The following is a 15,937-nucleotide window of genomic DNA, read 5'->3' as shown; positions in this document are numbered from 1 at the left end:
GGCTAAGGTCACTTCCACTGTGTGGTCACTTCCACTGTGTTCAGCGTTGCGGGGGCGGCCTCAGCCCAACGAGGAGGACGAACGTGCGCCTGAGTCTGACCGTCGTCGACCCCATCGGCGGCGCCAAGGCCGATGTGGTGCTCGACGCCGATCCGGAGTCCTCGGTCGGTGACATCACGCGGGAGTTGGCGCGGCACGTCGGTCTGGGCGACAGTGCGCAGATCATCCCCATAGGTGCGCATCGCAGCCCGGGCGGCGGAGTCGCGCAGGCATTCGTCGACGGGTACGCCCTCGACCCGAGCGCGACCGTCGTCGGGTCGCCGCTCCGGGAGGGAGCCGTCGTCAGCCTCCACGATCCGGCCGGCTGTCTGCTCGGAGAGCCCACCGGAGTCGTGGAGTTCCGCGTGGTCGGCGGTCCGGCGGCCGGTGCCGTGCATCGGCTCGGAGTGGGACGGTACGACATCGGCAGCGGCCCGGCCGCACCCATCCGTATCGACGATCCGGAACTGGCCCCCCGCGCGGCGACGTTGTCGATCGCAATCGATGGCACCTGCCAAGTCACCCTTCATGGCGACAAGAACGGCAAGGGCGAGAAGAGCGGCAACAACGACAAGGGTGACACGAGGAGTACCAGCAGCCCGCCGATTCCTCGCCTCGACGGCGCCGAACTCGACGGCGACGACTGGCCCCTCGGCTCACAACTCGCCATCGGCAACAGCCTGCTGGAAATCGTCGGTTACACGCCGCCGAACGCGGCCCTGAAATGGTCGGACGACGGCGCCGGACTCGACTACAACCGGCCCCCGCGGCTGCGGCCGGCCGAGCGCCAGACCCACTTCCGGCTGCCCTCGCCCCCCGGAGAGTACGAAGCGCGGCCGCTGCCCTGGCTCATGGCGCTGTTCCCGCTGGTCGGTGCCGTGGTCGCGGCCATGATCTTCCAGCGCTGGTACTACCTGATCATGGCCGGACTGAGCCCGATCATGCTCTTCGGCAACTACTTCATGGACAAGAAGCACGGCCGGAAGTCGCATGCGAAGCAGGTGAAGGAGTACAAGGAGACCAAGGAGCGCATCGAGAAGGACGCCCAGGACGCGCTGCGCACCGAGCGGTTGGACCGGCGGAACGCCATCCCGGACCCCGCCGCCGTACTGAACTTCGGCACCGGTCCCCGTACCCGGCTGTGGGAACGGCGGCGCACCGACGCCGACCATCTGCTGATGCGGGTCGGTACGGGCCGGGTCCCCTCCGTGGTCGTGCTCGACGATCCGGAGCAGGACGACCACAAGCGTCAGGTCACCTGGGACATCGAGGACGCGCCGGTGGCGCTGCCGCTCAAGGATCTCGGTGTCATCGGCATAGCCGGGCCCGGTGACTCGGCCGAGGCGCTCGGCCGGTGGGCGGTCGCCCAGGCGGCGGTCATGCACAGTCCCATGGACGTGCAGTTCTACGTGCTGACGGAGAACGAGGCCCACACGCGCTGGGACTGGGTGCGCTGGCTCCCCCATGCGCGTCCGTCGGGCGGCCAGGACGTCAACGTGCTGATCGGCATGGACTCCGAGACCGTGGGCGCCAGGGTCGGTGAGCTGACGCAGCTGCTGGACGCACGGCAGAAAGCGCTCAAGGAAGGCGGCGGCGGTCGCGGTGACGGTCCCGCCTTCAGTGACCCCGACATCGTGGTCGTCTGGGACGGGTCCCGTCGTCTGCGCTCGATGCCGGGCGTCGTACGGCTGCTGCGCGAAGGTCCGGGCGTCGCCATGTACGCGATCTGCCTGGACGAGGAGGAGCGGTTCCTGCCCGGAGAGTGCCAGGCCGTGGTCGTCGCCGAGCCGCGGCGGACCGAGGAAGCCGCTGGCGGGGCCGCCGGGTTCGGCGCCGCGCAGCCCGCGGCAGGCGGCGGATTCCCGTCCTTCCACGCCTGGCATCAGACAGCCGAACCGACCACGGAGGGCGAGGAAAAGGCCCCCGAGCTGCGCCTGCGGGTCGAGCAGAGCGGCACCCGCCGCATGAGCGACGTACGACCCGACTTCGTCTCGCCCGCCTGGTGCGCCCGGCTGTCCCGCTCGCTGTCCCCCCTGCGCGACATCAGCGGTGAGACCGAGGACTCCGCGCTGCCCGCCTCCAGCCGGCTGCTCGACGTGCTTCAGCTGGAGCCGCCGACCAGTGACGCGGTCGCCGCGCGCTGGCGGATGGGCGGGCAGTCGACGATGGCCGTCGTCGGTGAGTCGTACGACGGTCCCTTCGGCATCGACATCCGGCGGGACGGGCCGCACGGTCTGATCGCCGGTACGACCGGTTCGGGCAAGTCGGAACTGCTGCAGACCATCGTGGCGGCGCTCGCCGTGGCCAACACCCCCGAGAACATGACGTTCGTGCTCGTCGACTACAAGGGTGGCTCGGCGTTCAAGGACTGCGTGAAACTTCCGCACACCGTCGGCATGGTGACCGACCTCGACGCGCACCTGGTCGAGCGAGCGCTGGAGTCGCTGGGCGCCGAGCTGAAGCGGCGCGAGCACATTCTGGCGGCGGCCGACGCCAAGGACATCGAGGACTACCAGGATCTGGTGCGCCGGGATCCCTCTCATCCTCCGGTGCCCCGACTGCTCATCGTCATCGACGAGTTCGCGTCCATGGTCCGTGACCTCCCGGACTTCGTCGCCGGCCTGGTCAACATCGCCCAGCGAGGCCGCTCCCTCGGCATCCACCTACTGCTCGCCACCCAGCGGCCCAGCGGTGTCGTCTCGCCGGAGATCCGCGCGAACACCAACCTGCGCATCGCGCTGCGCGTGACCGACGGCAGCGAGTCCAGCGACGTCATCGACTCGCCCGAGGCCGGTCACATCTCCAAGAGCACACCCGGTCGCGCGTACGTACGTCTGGGACACGCCTCCCTCATCCCCTTCCAGTCCGGCCGCGTCGGCGGACGCCGTCCCGGGGCGGCCGACCCGCAGGCGCTCGCGCCGTGGGCCGGACCGATCGAGTGGGCGGACCTCGGACGGGCCGCGCTGGTGAAGCCGAAGGCCGAGGCCCGCGAGGAAGAGGAGATCACCGACCTCAAGGTGCTCGTGGACGCCGTACGGGAAGCCAACCGGACGCTGGCCATTCCGGCGCAGCACAGCCCGTGGCTGCCCGCCCTCGAGGACACCCTGCTGCTGGACGACATTCCCCCGGTCCGGAGCGCGGGCGCGCTGCCCGCCGCCGCGTACGGCGTCGAGGACCTGCCGGCCAGTCAGGCCCGCCGTCCGGTGGCCGTGGACTTCGCCACCTTCGGGCATCTGCTCGTCGGCGGCGCTCCGCGCACGGGCCGCTCGCAGGTCCTGCGGACGATCGCGGGCTCACTGGCCCGTACGCACTCCGTGGCCGACGTCCATCTGTACGGGATCGACTGCGGCAACGGCGCCCTCAACGCGCTGACCCGGCTGCCGCACTGCGGAGCGGTCGTCGGGCGCAATCAGCTGGAACGGGTCGTACGCCTCTTCGTCCGGTTGACGAGTGAACTCACCCGCCGCCAGGACCTGTTCGCCGAGCATGGCTACGCCGACATCGGTGAGCAGCGGGCCGCCGCGGCTCAGGCCGAGCGACTGCCGCACATCGTCCTGCTGCTCGACCGCTGGGAAGGCTGGCTGCCCACGCTCGGCGAGTACGACCACGGTGACCTGACCGACCAGCTCATGACCATGATGCGCGAGGGCGCGAGCGTCGGCATCCACGTCGTGATCACCGGTGACCGTCAGGTGCTGGCCGGGCGGATCTCCTCCCTCACCGAGGACAAGTACGGCCTGCGGCTGGCGGACCGCGGCGACTTCTCGATGCTGGACATCAACTCCCGCAAGGTTCCAGAGGAGATCCCCCCGGGACGCGCCTTCAGGAACGAGACGGCCGCGGAGACGCAGTTCGCGCTGCTCGCCGACGACACGACCGGGCAGGGCCAGGCCGCCGCGCTGGTCGCCATCGGCGAGGCCGCGACCGCCCGTGACGCGGCCGTCCCCCGCTCCCACCGGCCCTTCCGGGTCGACGTGCTGCCGAGCCGTATCTCCTTCGCGGACGCGTGGTCGATGCGCGCCCCGGAGACGAACGGTTCCCCGCTCTGGGGTCTCGTGGGCGTCGGCGGCGACGAGCTGACCGCTTTCGGCCCCGATCTCGCCGAGGGGATTCCCGCGTTCGTGATCGGCGGCCCCGCCAAGTCCGGCCGCAGCACGGTGCTGCTGAACTTCGCTCGTTCGTATCTCGCGCAGGGAGTCCGGCTGGTCGTCGCGGCGCCGCGTCAGTCCCCGTTGCGTGAACTGGAGGGCCAGGAAGGCGTGTTGCAGGTCTTCACGGGCAGCGACATCGAGACCGACGAGCTCGAGGAGGCCATCGCCTCGGCCACCAGGCAGCAGCCCGTCGTCGTGCTCGTCGATGACGCCGAGGTCCTGGACGACTGCGACGCCGAGGACGTCTTCGAGCGCATCGTGAAGCGTGGCGCCGAGGACGGTCTCGCGGTGGTCATCGCCGGTGACGAGGAGGAGATCTGTGACGGGTTCTCCGGCTGGCAGGTCGACGCGAAGAAGGCACGCCGCGGGATTCTGCTGTCGCCGCAGGACTCGTCCGCCGGTGACCTGATCGGGATCCGCACGACGCGGAGCATGGTCGGCGGTCCCATCGCGCCGGGCAAGGGGATGCTGCATCTGGGCAGCGGGGAGCACATGACGGTCACCACGCCGATGTAAGGACTGGCGCGGCATCGCCACACGCCTGGACAAGACGCCCGAGAGCTACCTCGCAGGCCTCGAACTCCGTGCCTCAATGATCTGGCTCGAGGACCTCCTGCGAAAAGCCGATTGATCACGACATGGCACGGGCCCTAAGGGGTCTCGGGGAGGTGGGGTGCGTTCCCGCGTCGTCCGGTGCGGTGCATCGGCGTGCTGCCGCATCGCCCTCGTACTGGACGTACTTGGGTGATGCGGCAGTGCGGCGAGGTGCCGTGCCGGGCGGCGTGGGGGCGTGCCTCACTTCCCCGAGACCGCTCAGGAGCGCAGAGCGTCGACGGGTTCCATCCGGGAGGCCCGCAGTGACGGGTAGAGACCCGCCAGGAGTCCGACGAGGGCTCCGGCGACCGGTGCTCCGAAAGCGAGACGGACGTCCAGGACCGGAGTCCAGTCCCTGACGGCCGAGACGGCCACCACGACGACCATGCCCAAGGCGGCGCCGATGACGCCGCCGAGGAGTCCGATGGTCGTCGACTCCACCAGGAACTGGCCGGCGATCTGTCGTCGGGAGGCGCCGAGGGCGCGGCGCAGTCCGATCTCCCCGATCCGTTCCATGACCGTCACCAGCGTCACGTTGGCGATGCCGATGGCTCCGACCACCAGCGAGACCAGTCCGAGTACCAGGAACAGGCCGTTGACGTCGCCCTGCACTCCGTTGCGTGCCTTGACCGGGTCGGACGGTGCCGTGACGGCGAGGGCGTTCTCGGCGCCGGGAGCCAGCGCGATCGGTGCCTGGTGGGCAACCTGCTTCGCCGCGCCGAGCGCGGTGTTGATCAGCACCCGGGTCACCGCTCCCAGACCCAGTTGGTCCTCGGCTGTCGTAGGCGGCAGGATCACCGCGGTGGAGAGCTGCTGCTCCCGCTCGGCCTCGCCGAGAATCCCGATCACGGTGTAGGACTGGCCCTTCAGGAAGACCGCGGGGGAGTCCCGTATCGAGCTGATGCCGAGGAGTCGTGCGGCCTGGTCGCCGAGCACCGTCACCCGGTCGTGCCGGGTGATGTTGCCGTCGTCGAAGAAACGCCCGGCGGTCATCCTGCCGCGCACCGCGGCGGGCAGCGTGGGGGACGCGGCGAACACGGCCATGGTCTGGCCGGTGACGTCCCCGGGGGAGACCACGTCGTTCGCACGTACCTGGACGCTCGCGGTATCGGTGGAGGCGGCGAGCGCCGCCACCGAATCGACCCCGGCCAGCCGCCGGACCGCGTCGACCCCCGACCAGTCGACGAGCGGGACCGATTCGCCCGACGGGGGTACCACCACCGTGACCGAGGTGGCGGTGAGGGCGTCGAACCGGCCGACGATCTGATTGCCCGCCGTGGCCGAGACCCCGATGGTGATGACCAGGGTGGTGATGCCCAGAACCGTTCCCAGCGTGGTCAGTGCGGAGCGCATCGGACGGGCGAGTACCCCCGCCAGCGCCTCGGTCCACAGGTCCCTGAAATCCATCCAGGGACGCTCCATGCCCTTGTCCTCGGCCTTGGGCTTGCCGCGGCGCCGTGCACGTCCCCGGCGAGCAGGCTGCTGTCCGCCGCCGTACTGGTCGGCGATCGGTGGATCCGCCGGTTCTGCCGGATCCACCGGGGCCGCCGGCTCCAGGGGGCGTGCTCGGGCCCTCATCGGTTCTCCTCGGTGAGCCGTCCGTCGCTGATCCTTACCCGCCTGTCGGCCCGCTTGCTGACCGCCTCTTCATGGGTGATCACGACCAGGGTCATGCCCTGCTCGGACAGCTGGTCGAAGAGGTCCAGCACCGACTCGGTGTTCTCACTGTCGAGGTTGCCGGTGGGCTCGTCGCAGAGCAGCAGAGCCGGCTCGCTCATCAGCGCCCGGGCGATTGCCACACGCTGCCTTTCACCACCGGAGAGCCTGTCCGGCCGGAAGCCGAACCGGTGCGCCAGGCCCACCTGTTCCAGCGCCTGCTCGGCCCTGGTGCGGCGGCCGGCACGGCCGCGCCCGGGGCGCGGCCGACGGTAGGCCTCGGCCAGCATGACGTTCTCGTCCACCGTCCGGTAGGGCAGCAGATGGAAGGACTGGAAGACGAATCCGATCCGGCTGCCGCGCAGCGAAGTGCGCTCCAGGTCGCCGAGCGTGTTGGTCTCCACCCCGTCGAGCCAGTAGGCGCCCGAGGTGGGGCGGTCCAGCAGTCCCAGGGTGTTGAGGAGCGTCGACTTGCCGGAACCGGACGGGCCGACGATCGACAGGTGCTCGCCGCGCCGCACGGCCAGGTTCACGTCCCGCAGGGCATGTACCGGGGGTTGGGAGTCGAAGGTCCGGTCGACGGAGGCCAGTTGGATGACCGTGTCCGCGTCGGGCACGACGGACGTCGGCAGGCCGGTCATTGCCCGATCACCACTTGATCGCCCGCCTTCAGGGCGTCATCGGACGGTGTGACCTCCACCTTCCCGTCCGCGGAGAGGCCCGCCTTGACGGAGACATCCACCACTTTGCCGCCGCGCCGGACCTGCACCTTGGCCTGGCCGTCGGCCGATGTGTGGAGCGCGGCTATGGGCACCGTCAACACGTCACCGTCCGACGAGCCCACCTTGATGGTCACCTTCGCGGAACCGCCCGCGTTCTTGGTCAGCTTCCCCGACGGGATGGAAATCTGCACCGGTACAGGAGCCGACGCGTCTTCACTCTCGCCGGCCGACGTCCCCTGCGCGGTCTTGCCATCTGCCGAGTCCGTCTTCGGCACATCGTCGCCGAGTGCCACCAGTTCCCCCTCCACCTTCTTGCCGTCGGTGGTCTCCACCTGTGCTGTCAAACCCTTGTGGAGCAACTTGGCATCGCTGCCCTGCACCACGGCCTGCACCACGACCTTGGAGCTGGTCACCGTGCCGATTGGTCCGGACGGGGTGTCACCGACCTTCACCGACACCTTGTCCAACCGGGCCGGCAGATCCGGCAGGAAGACCACCTCACCGGCGGGGATCTTGGTTCCGTAGCCGGCTTGGAAGGCGGAGAGCGCGGTGTTGGCCGTATCCAACTGCTGCTGTGCCGCTTTGAGCTGCAGCTTTTCTGCTTCACCGCTGGTGTCCGTGCCGCTGCCGGTCCCCTTCGTTTCACCGCTGGTGTCCGTGCCGCTGCCGGACCCCTTCGCTTCACCACCCGGGTTCCGGGCCGCGAGGAGAGCCTGCTGCGCGGCGGTCACCCCTGCTTCAAGCGCTCCCAGCTGCTGCTTGTCCGCGACGCTGGGCTCTTGCGCTTGAAAACCCTTGCTCTTGTACCAGCGGCTCACCGCCGTGGCGACCCCTTGCCCGTACTGCCCGGTGGCCGCACCGGAGTTGAAACCGAGCCGGGCCAGGGCCCGCTGGAGCTGCTTGACATCGTCCCCGGACGTGCCGGGGCCCAGTGTGCGGTACATCGGAACGGTTCCACGCAGCACCAGCACCGGTCGGCCGCTCAGCTGCATCAGCACGTCGCCCTCCTTCACCTCCGACCCGGCGACCGGTGCCTTGGTGACTCGCTCGGTGACGGGATCGGTGGAGCCGGAATCCGGGGCGCCTACGGCCCCGGCGAGGGACAGACTCTGCGGTGAGTCGAACTCCACCGAGCCCTGGGCCACCACACTCGCGGACAGCGACTGCTTCTCGACCGCGACGGTGACCGGTCCGGCCTTCGGTGGCTGACGGGCGGCAGCCGCATCCGCCGGCGACTGCATCTGCGATCCGGCGAACCACCCGCCCGCTCCCACCAGCGCCACCGCGGTGACGATGATCCCCAACTGCCTGGGACGGCTGCTCGCGCTTTTCGGGCGCTGCCTCACCCGGTACCTCCGTGTGTCTTCCGCACGTGCTTGGGACAGCTGCTCGGCTGGTTCCGGTGCTGTCTCACCCGGCACCGGTGGACCCCGGGGCCTTGAAGAACTTCGGGAAGTAAGCGGCCCGGAAAGCCTTGCCGCACTCCAGGTCCTTCATCGCCAGGTCGATTTCCTTGGTGAGCAGCGGCAGAGCCTTGTCCCTGCTCATGGCTTCCGCGGAAGAGTTTTCGGTCGGCTTCTCCCCATCCGCGCCGGCCTCCACCGGAGCGATACCACCGGCGCCGGCGGGAGCGGATGAAGCCGCCTGGAGCTTCACCATTTCCCCGATGCTGGTCGGCTGCGTGGTCGTGACGGAGATGCCTTCCTGCTTCAGGCACGAGGCGTACGACTGCGCCAGCCCGACCAGCTTCTGGTCACCGTTGAGTGCCTGCGCGTTCGCCTGGTTCTCTGACGTGGAGGCGGCGCTTCGGTCTTCGACCGACTCGGAGCCGTAGACCTCCTTGTCGGCCGTTCCCGAGCAACCGGTCCACTTCTTTTCGCCGACCTTCGGGTCGGGGGGACCTCCCAGCGCCTTTTCGTAGGCGGCCTTCTGCGCGGGAGTGAGCGTCTCGAGGTACTTCGCGTTGGCCGAGGGCTCGTTCGCCTCCTTGCGCGACACCTGGGGATCATCGGGGTAGACCGCGACCGCGGTGTAGCCGAAGCCGTACTTCTGCCGGAACTTCTTGGTGAGCCCGTAGTCCGCCCCGTCGGTGGCCCAGCCGGTCCTGAAATCCACGGGAGGTTCGGGGGTGTAGGTGAACCCCTGCTTCTTCATGCAGGTCGCGATCGCGTTCTCCACCAGGTACTGCTTCTTGAGTTCGGCGCTGGCGTCCGCGGGAACGTCGAGTTGCCCCGACGATCCGGCGGAGGCGGACTCGCCGCCTGCCGAGGCGGACCCGCCGCCTTCCGAGGGGGATGTCGTCTCAGCGCCGCCGCAAGCCGCCAGCAGCGGCAACAGGCTCACCGCTACGGCCAGTTTCCGAACGGTGCGGGATCCAGACATTCATTCCATCCGTTTCAGAGGGTTGAGGTCCCATGACGAGCCACGGGGACCTTGGAATCGTGAGGCGTCGCCCACTGCTCACACCCGGAGCACCGGCTGCATCGCCGCACCGGGCACACGGCACGGTGAGAGTCGTCCGACGGCCTTGACGACCACGGGGTTGTCGCTGAGTTCGAGAGTGGCGTCCGCAGTTGATGGCCGTTGGCGCGGATGATGACCAAGCTGTAACACCGGTCTTCCGGTCTGCTGCCGGCTACCACCCCGGCCCGGGCCACACAGCGGCCCGTTCCTGGTGCGCACCGTCAGTGGGCCCACTACGTATTCGGCCCGGAGGCGAGGTGACCACTCTTGTCATAGGGCCAGGCGTTGGCGACGGATCCGTGCAGGCAGGGTTTGACAGGGGCTTGGCATGAGCATGCCATGTCTTGGAAGAGCCGTCGCCGCGTGTGCCCTGCGCGGGCGGGTGCCTGTTCCGGCCCGGAACAGGGCCCGTCCGGTCCGGAGGTCCCGTAATGCGGCGTCCGGGTGACAACCTCGGGGCGGCGGTGGACGTTCCGGGACCGGACGCGGGGATGGGGACCGCCCGCGAGGTGGCGGTGGAGTTCCGCACTGCGGCTCGGTGACCGCGGGGCGGGTGGGCGAGGTGCGAGTACCTGACCCACGGGATCACGAAACGATAACGAAGACTATATGATCATCCCGTAACAGCCCCCTGGCCCACGCGGCCCTGTGCGAATACTGAGTCCATGCCACGTGTTCTGCTGATCGAAGACGACCGCGCCGTCCGAGAGGGCGTCGGGCTCGCGCTGCGCCGACAAGGCCACGAAGTCGCGGCCGCCGAGACCGGGGAGGACGGGCTGGCCCGCCTGCGGTCGTTCCGGCCCGATGTCGTCGTACTCGATCTCATGCTGCCCGGGATGACCGGCCTTGAAGTGTGCCGCGGGATCCGTGCCGTCGACCAGACGATGCCGATCATCATGGCGACGGCACGGGGCGATGACGTGGACATCGTTATCGGACTGGAGGCGGGAGCCGACGACTACGTCGTCAAACCCGTCCAGGCGCGTGTGCTGGAGGCACGCATCCGCGCCGTCCTGCGCCGCACGGCCGGCGGCGCGACCGCCGCACCGGCCGCCGACGGCATACCCAAGATCGAGACCCACGGCGACCTGTCCATCGACCGGGCCGGGCTGTCCATCACCCGGCAGGGCGTGCCGGTCGCCCTCGCCCCGTCCGAACTGCGGCTCCTGCTGGCCCTGTCCGCCTCGCCCGGCCAGGTGTTCAGCCGTCAGCAGCTCCTGGAGACGGTCTGGGAGCACAGCTACCACGCCGACGCGCGCCTGGTGGACGCCTGTGTCAATCGGCTTCGCTCGAAGATGGGAGAGCCGGCGGGCCGGCCCCGCTACGTCCAGACCGCACGCGGCTTCGGCTACCGGTTCGCGGCCCAGTGACAGCGTCCTCCCCCATGTCTTCGAGCGTTTCTACAAGTCGGACAGGGCCAGGACCCGCACCGAGGGCAGCGGGCCCGGACTCGCGATCACTGCCGAGAACGTACGCGTGCACGGCGGCACCATCCGTGCGGCGAACCACGCCGGGGCGGTGCCGTCTTCACCGTGGAACTTCCGGTGCGACTCCACGACGACCGGCCCACGGGAGGCCCCCTATGAGACCCGCTCGCCGTGCCACCGCCCCGCTTCCGCGTTCCCCGCTTCTGCGCTCCGCCCTCCTCGCGGCGGCGCTGTTCACGCTCTCCGCCTGCGGCATCCCTTCGACCGGCGTGGTGCAGGCGGGGGATGCCGCCACCGGTATCAAGCGGACCACGCTGCTCTACTTCATCGTCGACGGCACCCTGGTCGCCGTCCCCCGCACGAGCACTGATCCGGTCGATGTCGAGAAGGCCGTGGCCATGGTGCTCGGGGGGCCGGAGGTGCTCAGCGGGCCGGACCTCCGGGAACAGTTCCAAGGTCTGACCACCAAGTTGCCATCGTTGGCGACGGAACATTTCAATCTGCCGAATTTTGCGGATTTGGAGCGGAAGGCGTTCGCGACGAAAGTGCGGACGGACGTCGACACGGTGTCGATCGAACTGCCCCCGATGGTCAAAAGCCCCCTTTCCCGCACCGCGGCCGACCAGCTGATCTGCACGGCCGCCATGGCCCACCTCATGACCAGCCCGGACATCGACGAGGCGAAGGTGACCGTGACGGGCAGCACCGACACCGGCTCTTGGCGCAGGGAGGGGTCGAACACCGCTTGCCCCAGGCAGACAACCCCTGTCAGCCAGAGCGCCGAGCCCGCGAACCCACCCACGACGGAGCCCGCGCAGGAGGCCGACCCTAGCCTGTCGGCCATGTTGCTGCGCCGCTTGCCGGCTCTGCCGTGAATACTGGGGCCCCGACCTGGGGCGAGGTCGCCGACTGGCCCGGCGGCGGTTACGGATTCACCGGCACCGTCGGGGGCCTGGTGCCCGTCGCGGTGGCCGCGACGATCGCCCCGCTGACGCGGATGAAGTGGAAGAAGAACAAGGCCCGTTCGCTCGCCTGGGCGGCAGCCGCGCTGCCCGGGCCGGCTGGCCTCCGCACTGTTCCAGGTCGTGATCTTCTCGGCGTAGGCGGCCCAAGCGCCGTCGCGACTGGGACTACGACCGCTACGGCGAGGGCGGCCCCTGCTGGGTCCACGAGCAGTACCCGTACTTCTGGGCCGTGGGCCTGTCCGCGACGCTGCTCGTAGCCGCGGCGCTGATCACCGTACTCGTGAGGCGTTACTCCGCCCGCGAGCGCCGAGCCCTCAACATGGCGGAGCCTTCGACTACTTGACTCTCAGGTGATGCTCACTTGATCCTCGACATCCGAGCCACCGGGTCCCCCGCCTTCGCGTTGTCCGTCTCGTAGCGCAAGTCGTCCCCGACCGGAATCAGCCGCACCTCGTGCCGACCGGTCGTGCACTCTGCCGTGGTGGACGGCTTGGCCACGCTCGTGGCGACGAGTTGCTTCGGCGCGACCCTTTTGAGGATGAGTACGGTGTCGCAGGTGCCACCGATGAGGTCGGTCTGACGGAACGTGCCGAACTGGTCGCCCACCTTGGCCTGGCGGACCGTGACGCGGAACTTGCCCATGGGGAGTGTGCCGTTGAGAGCGAGGCCGTCGCCCTCCCAGGTGCCGAGGTAGGACTTGGGGATGCCCGGGGCGTTCCCGGCGGAGGCATCGCCCCCCGAGGCGGAGGCACTCGGCGCGGCCCCGTCGTCGCTCGCCTGGGAACCGCCCGGATCCTCGTTCGGCAGCAGATCGAACATGAACGCCGAGCCGATCGTCACCGCCGCCAGCGCGCCCGCGACGGCGAGCGCCACCGTGCAACTGAGCTTGCGGCCACGGCCGTTGGCCGTCGGGCCGGAGGTCGCCGTCACGCTGACGGACAGCTTCCCGGCGGCGTCGCGCGGTTGCGGGACGTACGTGGGCGAGCCGGCTCCGCCCGGCACCCCAGGCATACCCGCCCGATCCGCGTACGAGGGACTCGCATACGAAGGGTTCGCGTACGAAGGGTCCGGTGGGCCGAACACCCCCGCCCGAGCCGCCCCGTTGGCGGACGCGGACGCGGGCTCGGACCCGGGCTCGGACGCCGGCTCCACCGAAGGACTGCTGAACCCCACCACCCCCGAAGGCTCCGCCTCCCCCGCCTCAAGGTTCAGCAGCTGTACGGCACTTCTGCTCACCTGTTCCACCAGCGGCCCCGGCAGCCAGCCCGCCGCCACCAGCCTCGCCGCCCCCTCCGGCGCGAGGCGGGAGGCGAGAGCGGCCGGAGACGGGCGGCCGGCCGGGTCCTTCGAGAGGCAGTCGGCCACCAAGTCCCTCAACTCACCTGACAAGGCGTCGAGTTCAGGTTCCTCGTGCACCACCTTGTAGAGGAGCGCGGCGGAGGAGTCGCCGGGGAAAGGGGAGGATCCCGTGGACGCGTACGCCAGTACCGCGCCCAGGGAGAAGACGTCGGCCGCTCCCGTGACGCCCTTGCCGAGGATCTGCTCGGGTGACATGTAGCCGGGCGAGCCGAGGGAGACACCCGTGGAGGTCAGGGATGCCGTGCCGTCCGTCGCCCGTGCGATGCCGAAGTCGATGAGGAGGGGGCCGTCGAGGGTGAGGAGAACGTTCGACGGCTTCACGTCCCGGTGGACGAGGTCCAGACCGTGCACCGCCGACAGCGCTTCGGCGAGGCCCGCGCCGAGGACTCGTACGGAATGGTCGGGGAGGGGGCCGTAGTCGGCGACCGCGGCGGTCAGGGAAGGGCCGGCGGCGTAGGCCGTCGCCACCCACGGCACCGGCGCGTCCGGGTCGGCGTCCAGGACCGGTGCCGTGTAAGCGCCGCCCACCCGCCGTGCCGCCGCCACCTCGCGGCGGAACCGGGCGCGGAACTCCTCGTCGAGCGCGAAGTGCGGGTGCACGATCTTGACCGCGACCGTACGGCCGCCCGCGCTGCGGCCCAGATAGACGCGGCCCATGCCGCCCGAGCCGAGCCGGCCGAGCAGCCGGTAGGGCCCCACGACGGCGGGTTCGCCGACCTCGAGCGGTTTCATGGCGCCCGCACCTCCCCCGTATCCCCCGTGTGCTCCTCCAGCAGGGTAGTGCCGTACGGCCGCGGCCCACGTGGAACCGTTACGGCTCCAGCAGATCCACCTTCACATCCGCCGGGAACCCGGTCGTCGACCCCACCCTCCGCGCGAACTCCGCGACCGCCTCCAGCTGTGGACCTCCGAAGCGGAAGTCGAGCGTCGTGAAGTAGCGCTCCAGGACGCTCTCGTCGAAGGCCTCCCAGCGGGCCGCCTGTTCGGCGACCTTGCCGACCTCTTCCAGGGACAGGTCACGGGAGGCGAGGAAGGCCTCGTGGACCTGGCGCGTGACGAGCGGCTCGCGCTCCAGGTAGTCGCGGCGGGCCGCCCAGACCGCGAAGACGAACGGCAGGCCCGTCCACTCCTTCCACAGCGTGCCCAGGTCGTGCACGGCGAGGCCGTAGCGCGGGCCGTCGAGCAGGTTGGCGCGCAGGGCCGCGTCGCCGATCAGCACCGCCGCGTCGGCCTCCCGCATCATCAGGCCCAGGTCGGGCGGGCAGGTGTAGTACGAGGGCTCGACGCCGAAGCGCTCCGACAGCAGCAGCTGCGCGAGGCGTACGGACGTGCGCGAGGTGGAGCCGAGGGCGACCCTGGCCCCGTCCAGGTTCTCCAACGGGACCTGGGAGACGAGTACGCAGGACATCACCGCGCCGTCGCAGCCGACCGCGATGTCGGGGAAGGCGACCAGCTCGTCCGCGTGCCTGAGGAACTCGACGAGCGTGATGGGCCCGATGTCGAGATCGCCCCGCACCAGCTGCTCGCTGAGCTTCTCCGGGGTGTCCTTGGTGAGCTCGAAGTCGAGGAGCGTGCCCGTTCTGGCGAGACCCCAGTAGAGGGGCACGCAGTTCAGGAACTGGATGTGGCCGACGCGCGGCCGGGAGCGACGGGCGTCGGGACGCGCCTCGGGAGAATTGTCCACATCGCGAGGCTAACGCCTGCCCGGCGGATCAGGCCGACCACCCCGGACCTGAACCGCCAGGCAGGCGCTCGTCCCATGAGGTACGGTGCAGGCTTCAGGGTCCCGGAGTGGTTTCAGAAACCATCTCGACCTCTCGTGTCAACCTTTATGACACCGTGTTACGTCGCTACGTCAACCCATCTGGCAATCTCGTCAAACTTCAGGGTGACGTGATCTTGCCCTCTATTGCTTTCGGCTGCCTGCGTGCTAGGCTCGCCGCAAGTTGCAGTTTGGTTTCCCTTGCAGTACAGAGCCTGCGGAGCATGTGACCGCGGGCTCTCGTCGTATTCAGATGAATGCAGTTGTTTAGACAATCGCAGGTTCTGGAGCAGGGCAACCCTTTGGGCCCAAGGAGGGCTTATGGCTACCGGAACCGTGAAGTGGTTCAACGCCGAAAAGGGCTTTGGTTTCATCGCCCAGGAAGGCGGCGGCCCGGACGTCTTCGTCCACTACTCCGCTATCAACGCGAGCGGATTCCGCTCTCTCGAAGAGAACCAGGCGGTTACCTTCGACGTGACCCAGGGTCCGAAGGGCCCGCAGGCGGAGAACGTCACCCCTGTCTGATCCTTCGGCTGAGTCTTTGGCTTCATGAGCCCAATGCTCTGATCCGGAACTGAGAGCACCACCCAAGGAGCCCCGACACCGTCAGGTGTTGGGGCTCCTGCCTTTCCGCTTCCCGCGGTTCGGGTCAGCGGCGCCGCGAGCGGTTGACGGCCGTGAGCACGGGCTGGGAGAAGCCGGTGCCTTCGGGGTGCTGTCAGGTGGGTGCCGCGAGGCCGGCCTCGGTGACGAAGTCGGGGGCGAGTTGGTCGTAGAAGGCCGCCACCGACGGGTCCTC

10 protein-coding genes and 1 pseudogene are annotated in these 15,937 nt (G+C 69.4%); 5 read left to right on the top strand and 6 right to left on the bottom strand.

Annotated elements, in window-relative coordinates:
* Positions 1 to 83: 83 nt before the first annotated feature.
* Positions 84 to 4,706 (top strand): FtsK/SpoIIIE domain-containing protein, encoded by a 4,623-nt coding sequence (locus tag ACTWQR_RS10950; RefSeq protein WP_443226772.1) that lies wholly within the window; start codon positions 84 to 86, stop codon positions 4,704 to 4,706.
* 297 nt (positions 4,707 to 5,003) lie between these two features.
* Here the strand turns inward: ACTWQR_RS10950 and ACTWQR_RS10945 are convergent, their stop codons facing one another.
* From ACTWQR_RS10945 to ACTWQR_RS10930, 4 genes are all read right to left on the bottom strand, one after another.
* Entirely contained in the window at positions 5,004 to 6,362 is a 1,359-nt protein-coding gene (locus tag ACTWQR_RS10945; RefSeq protein WP_443226771.1) for an ABC transporter permease, read from the bottom strand.
* On the bottom strand, positions 6,359 to 7,081 hold the full coding sequence (locus ACTWQR_RS10940) for an ABC transporter ATP-binding protein (RefSeq protein WP_443226770.1): 723 nt from the start codon (positions 7,079 to 7,081) through the stop codon (positions 6,359 to 6,361). Before ACTWQR_RS10940 ends, ACTWQR_RS10945 begins: the two co-directional genes overlap by 4 nt.
* A complete protein-coding gene (locus ACTWQR_RS10935) occupies positions 7,078 to 8,508 on the bottom strand; it encodes a peptidoglycan-binding protein (RefSeq protein ID WP_443226769.1) in 1,431 nt (476 codons plus the stop codon). The genes ACTWQR_RS10940 and ACTWQR_RS10935 overlap by 4 nt, the downstream gene beginning before the upstream one ends.
* Before the next feature lie 64 nt (positions 8,509 to 8,572).
* The gene (locus ACTWQR_RS10930) at positions 8,573 to 9,544 is read right to left on the bottom strand and encodes a hypothetical protein (RefSeq protein ID WP_443226768.1); all 972 of its coding nucleotides are present in this window, start codon (positions 9,542 to 9,544) and stop codon (positions 8,573 to 8,575) included.
* A 746-nt stretch (positions 9,545 to 10,290) separates the two neighbouring features.
* On the opposite strand from ACTWQR_RS10930, the gene ACTWQR_RS10925 reads away from it, so the two are divergent.
* The 3 genes and pseudogenes from ACTWQR_RS10925 (at position 10,291) to ACTWQR_RS10915 (ending at position 11,927) form a co-directional block, all read left to right on the top strand.
* Complete coding sequence (locus tag ACTWQR_RS10925) at positions 10,291 to 10,995, top strand: response regulator (RefSeq protein WP_443226767.1); 705 nt, start codon at positions 10,291 to 10,293, stop codon at positions 10,993 to 10,995.
* 1 nt (position 10,996) lies between these two features.
* A pseudogene (locus ACTWQR_RS10920) lies at positions 10,997 to 11,211 on the top strand (ATP-binding protein); the annotation flags it as partial.
* A gap of 110 nt (positions 11,212 to 11,321) precedes the next feature.
* A complete protein-coding gene (locus ACTWQR_RS10915; RefSeq protein WP_443226766.1) occupies positions 11,322 to 11,927 on the top strand; it encodes a hypothetical protein in 606 nt (201 codons plus the stop codon).
* Positions 11,928 to 12,374: 447 nt separating this feature from the next.
* Here ACTWQR_RS10915 and ACTWQR_RS10910 read toward each other — a convergent pair whose 3' ends face one another.
* Together ACTWQR_RS10910 and ACTWQR_RS10905 are read right to left on the bottom strand one after the other, a co-directional pair.
* Complete coding sequence (locus ACTWQR_RS10910) at positions 12,375 to 14,108, bottom strand: protein kinase domain-containing protein (protein ID WP_443226765.1); 1,734 nt, start codon at positions 14,106 to 14,108, stop codon at positions 12,375 to 12,377.
* A 79-nt stretch (positions 14,109 to 14,187) separates the two neighbouring features.
* Complete coding sequence (locus ACTWQR_RS10905; protein WP_443226764.1) at positions 14,188 to 15,060, bottom strand: menaquinone biosynthetic enzyme MqnA/MqnD family protein; 873 nt, start codon at positions 15,058 to 15,060, stop codon at positions 14,188 to 14,190.
* A 399-nt stretch (positions 15,061 to 15,459) separates the two neighbouring features.
* Here ACTWQR_RS10905 and ACTWQR_RS10900 point away from each other — a divergent pair, with 399 nt between their 5' ends.
* A complete protein-coding gene (locus tag ACTWQR_RS10900; RefSeq protein ID WP_033319512.1) occupies positions 15,460 to 15,663 on the top strand; it encodes a cold-shock protein in 204 nt (67 codons plus the stop codon).
* Positions 15,664 to 15,937: the final 274 nt, after the last annotated feature.

The organism is Streptomyces sp. 2A115 (genome assembly GCF_052245575.1).
In the GTDB taxonomy this organism is placed as follows: Bacteria; Actinomycetota; Actinomycetes; order Streptomycetales; family Streptomycetaceae; genus Streptomyces.
Note: the sequence above shows the minus strand (reverse complement) of the source record. Positions and strands in the feature narration are given on the sequence as shown.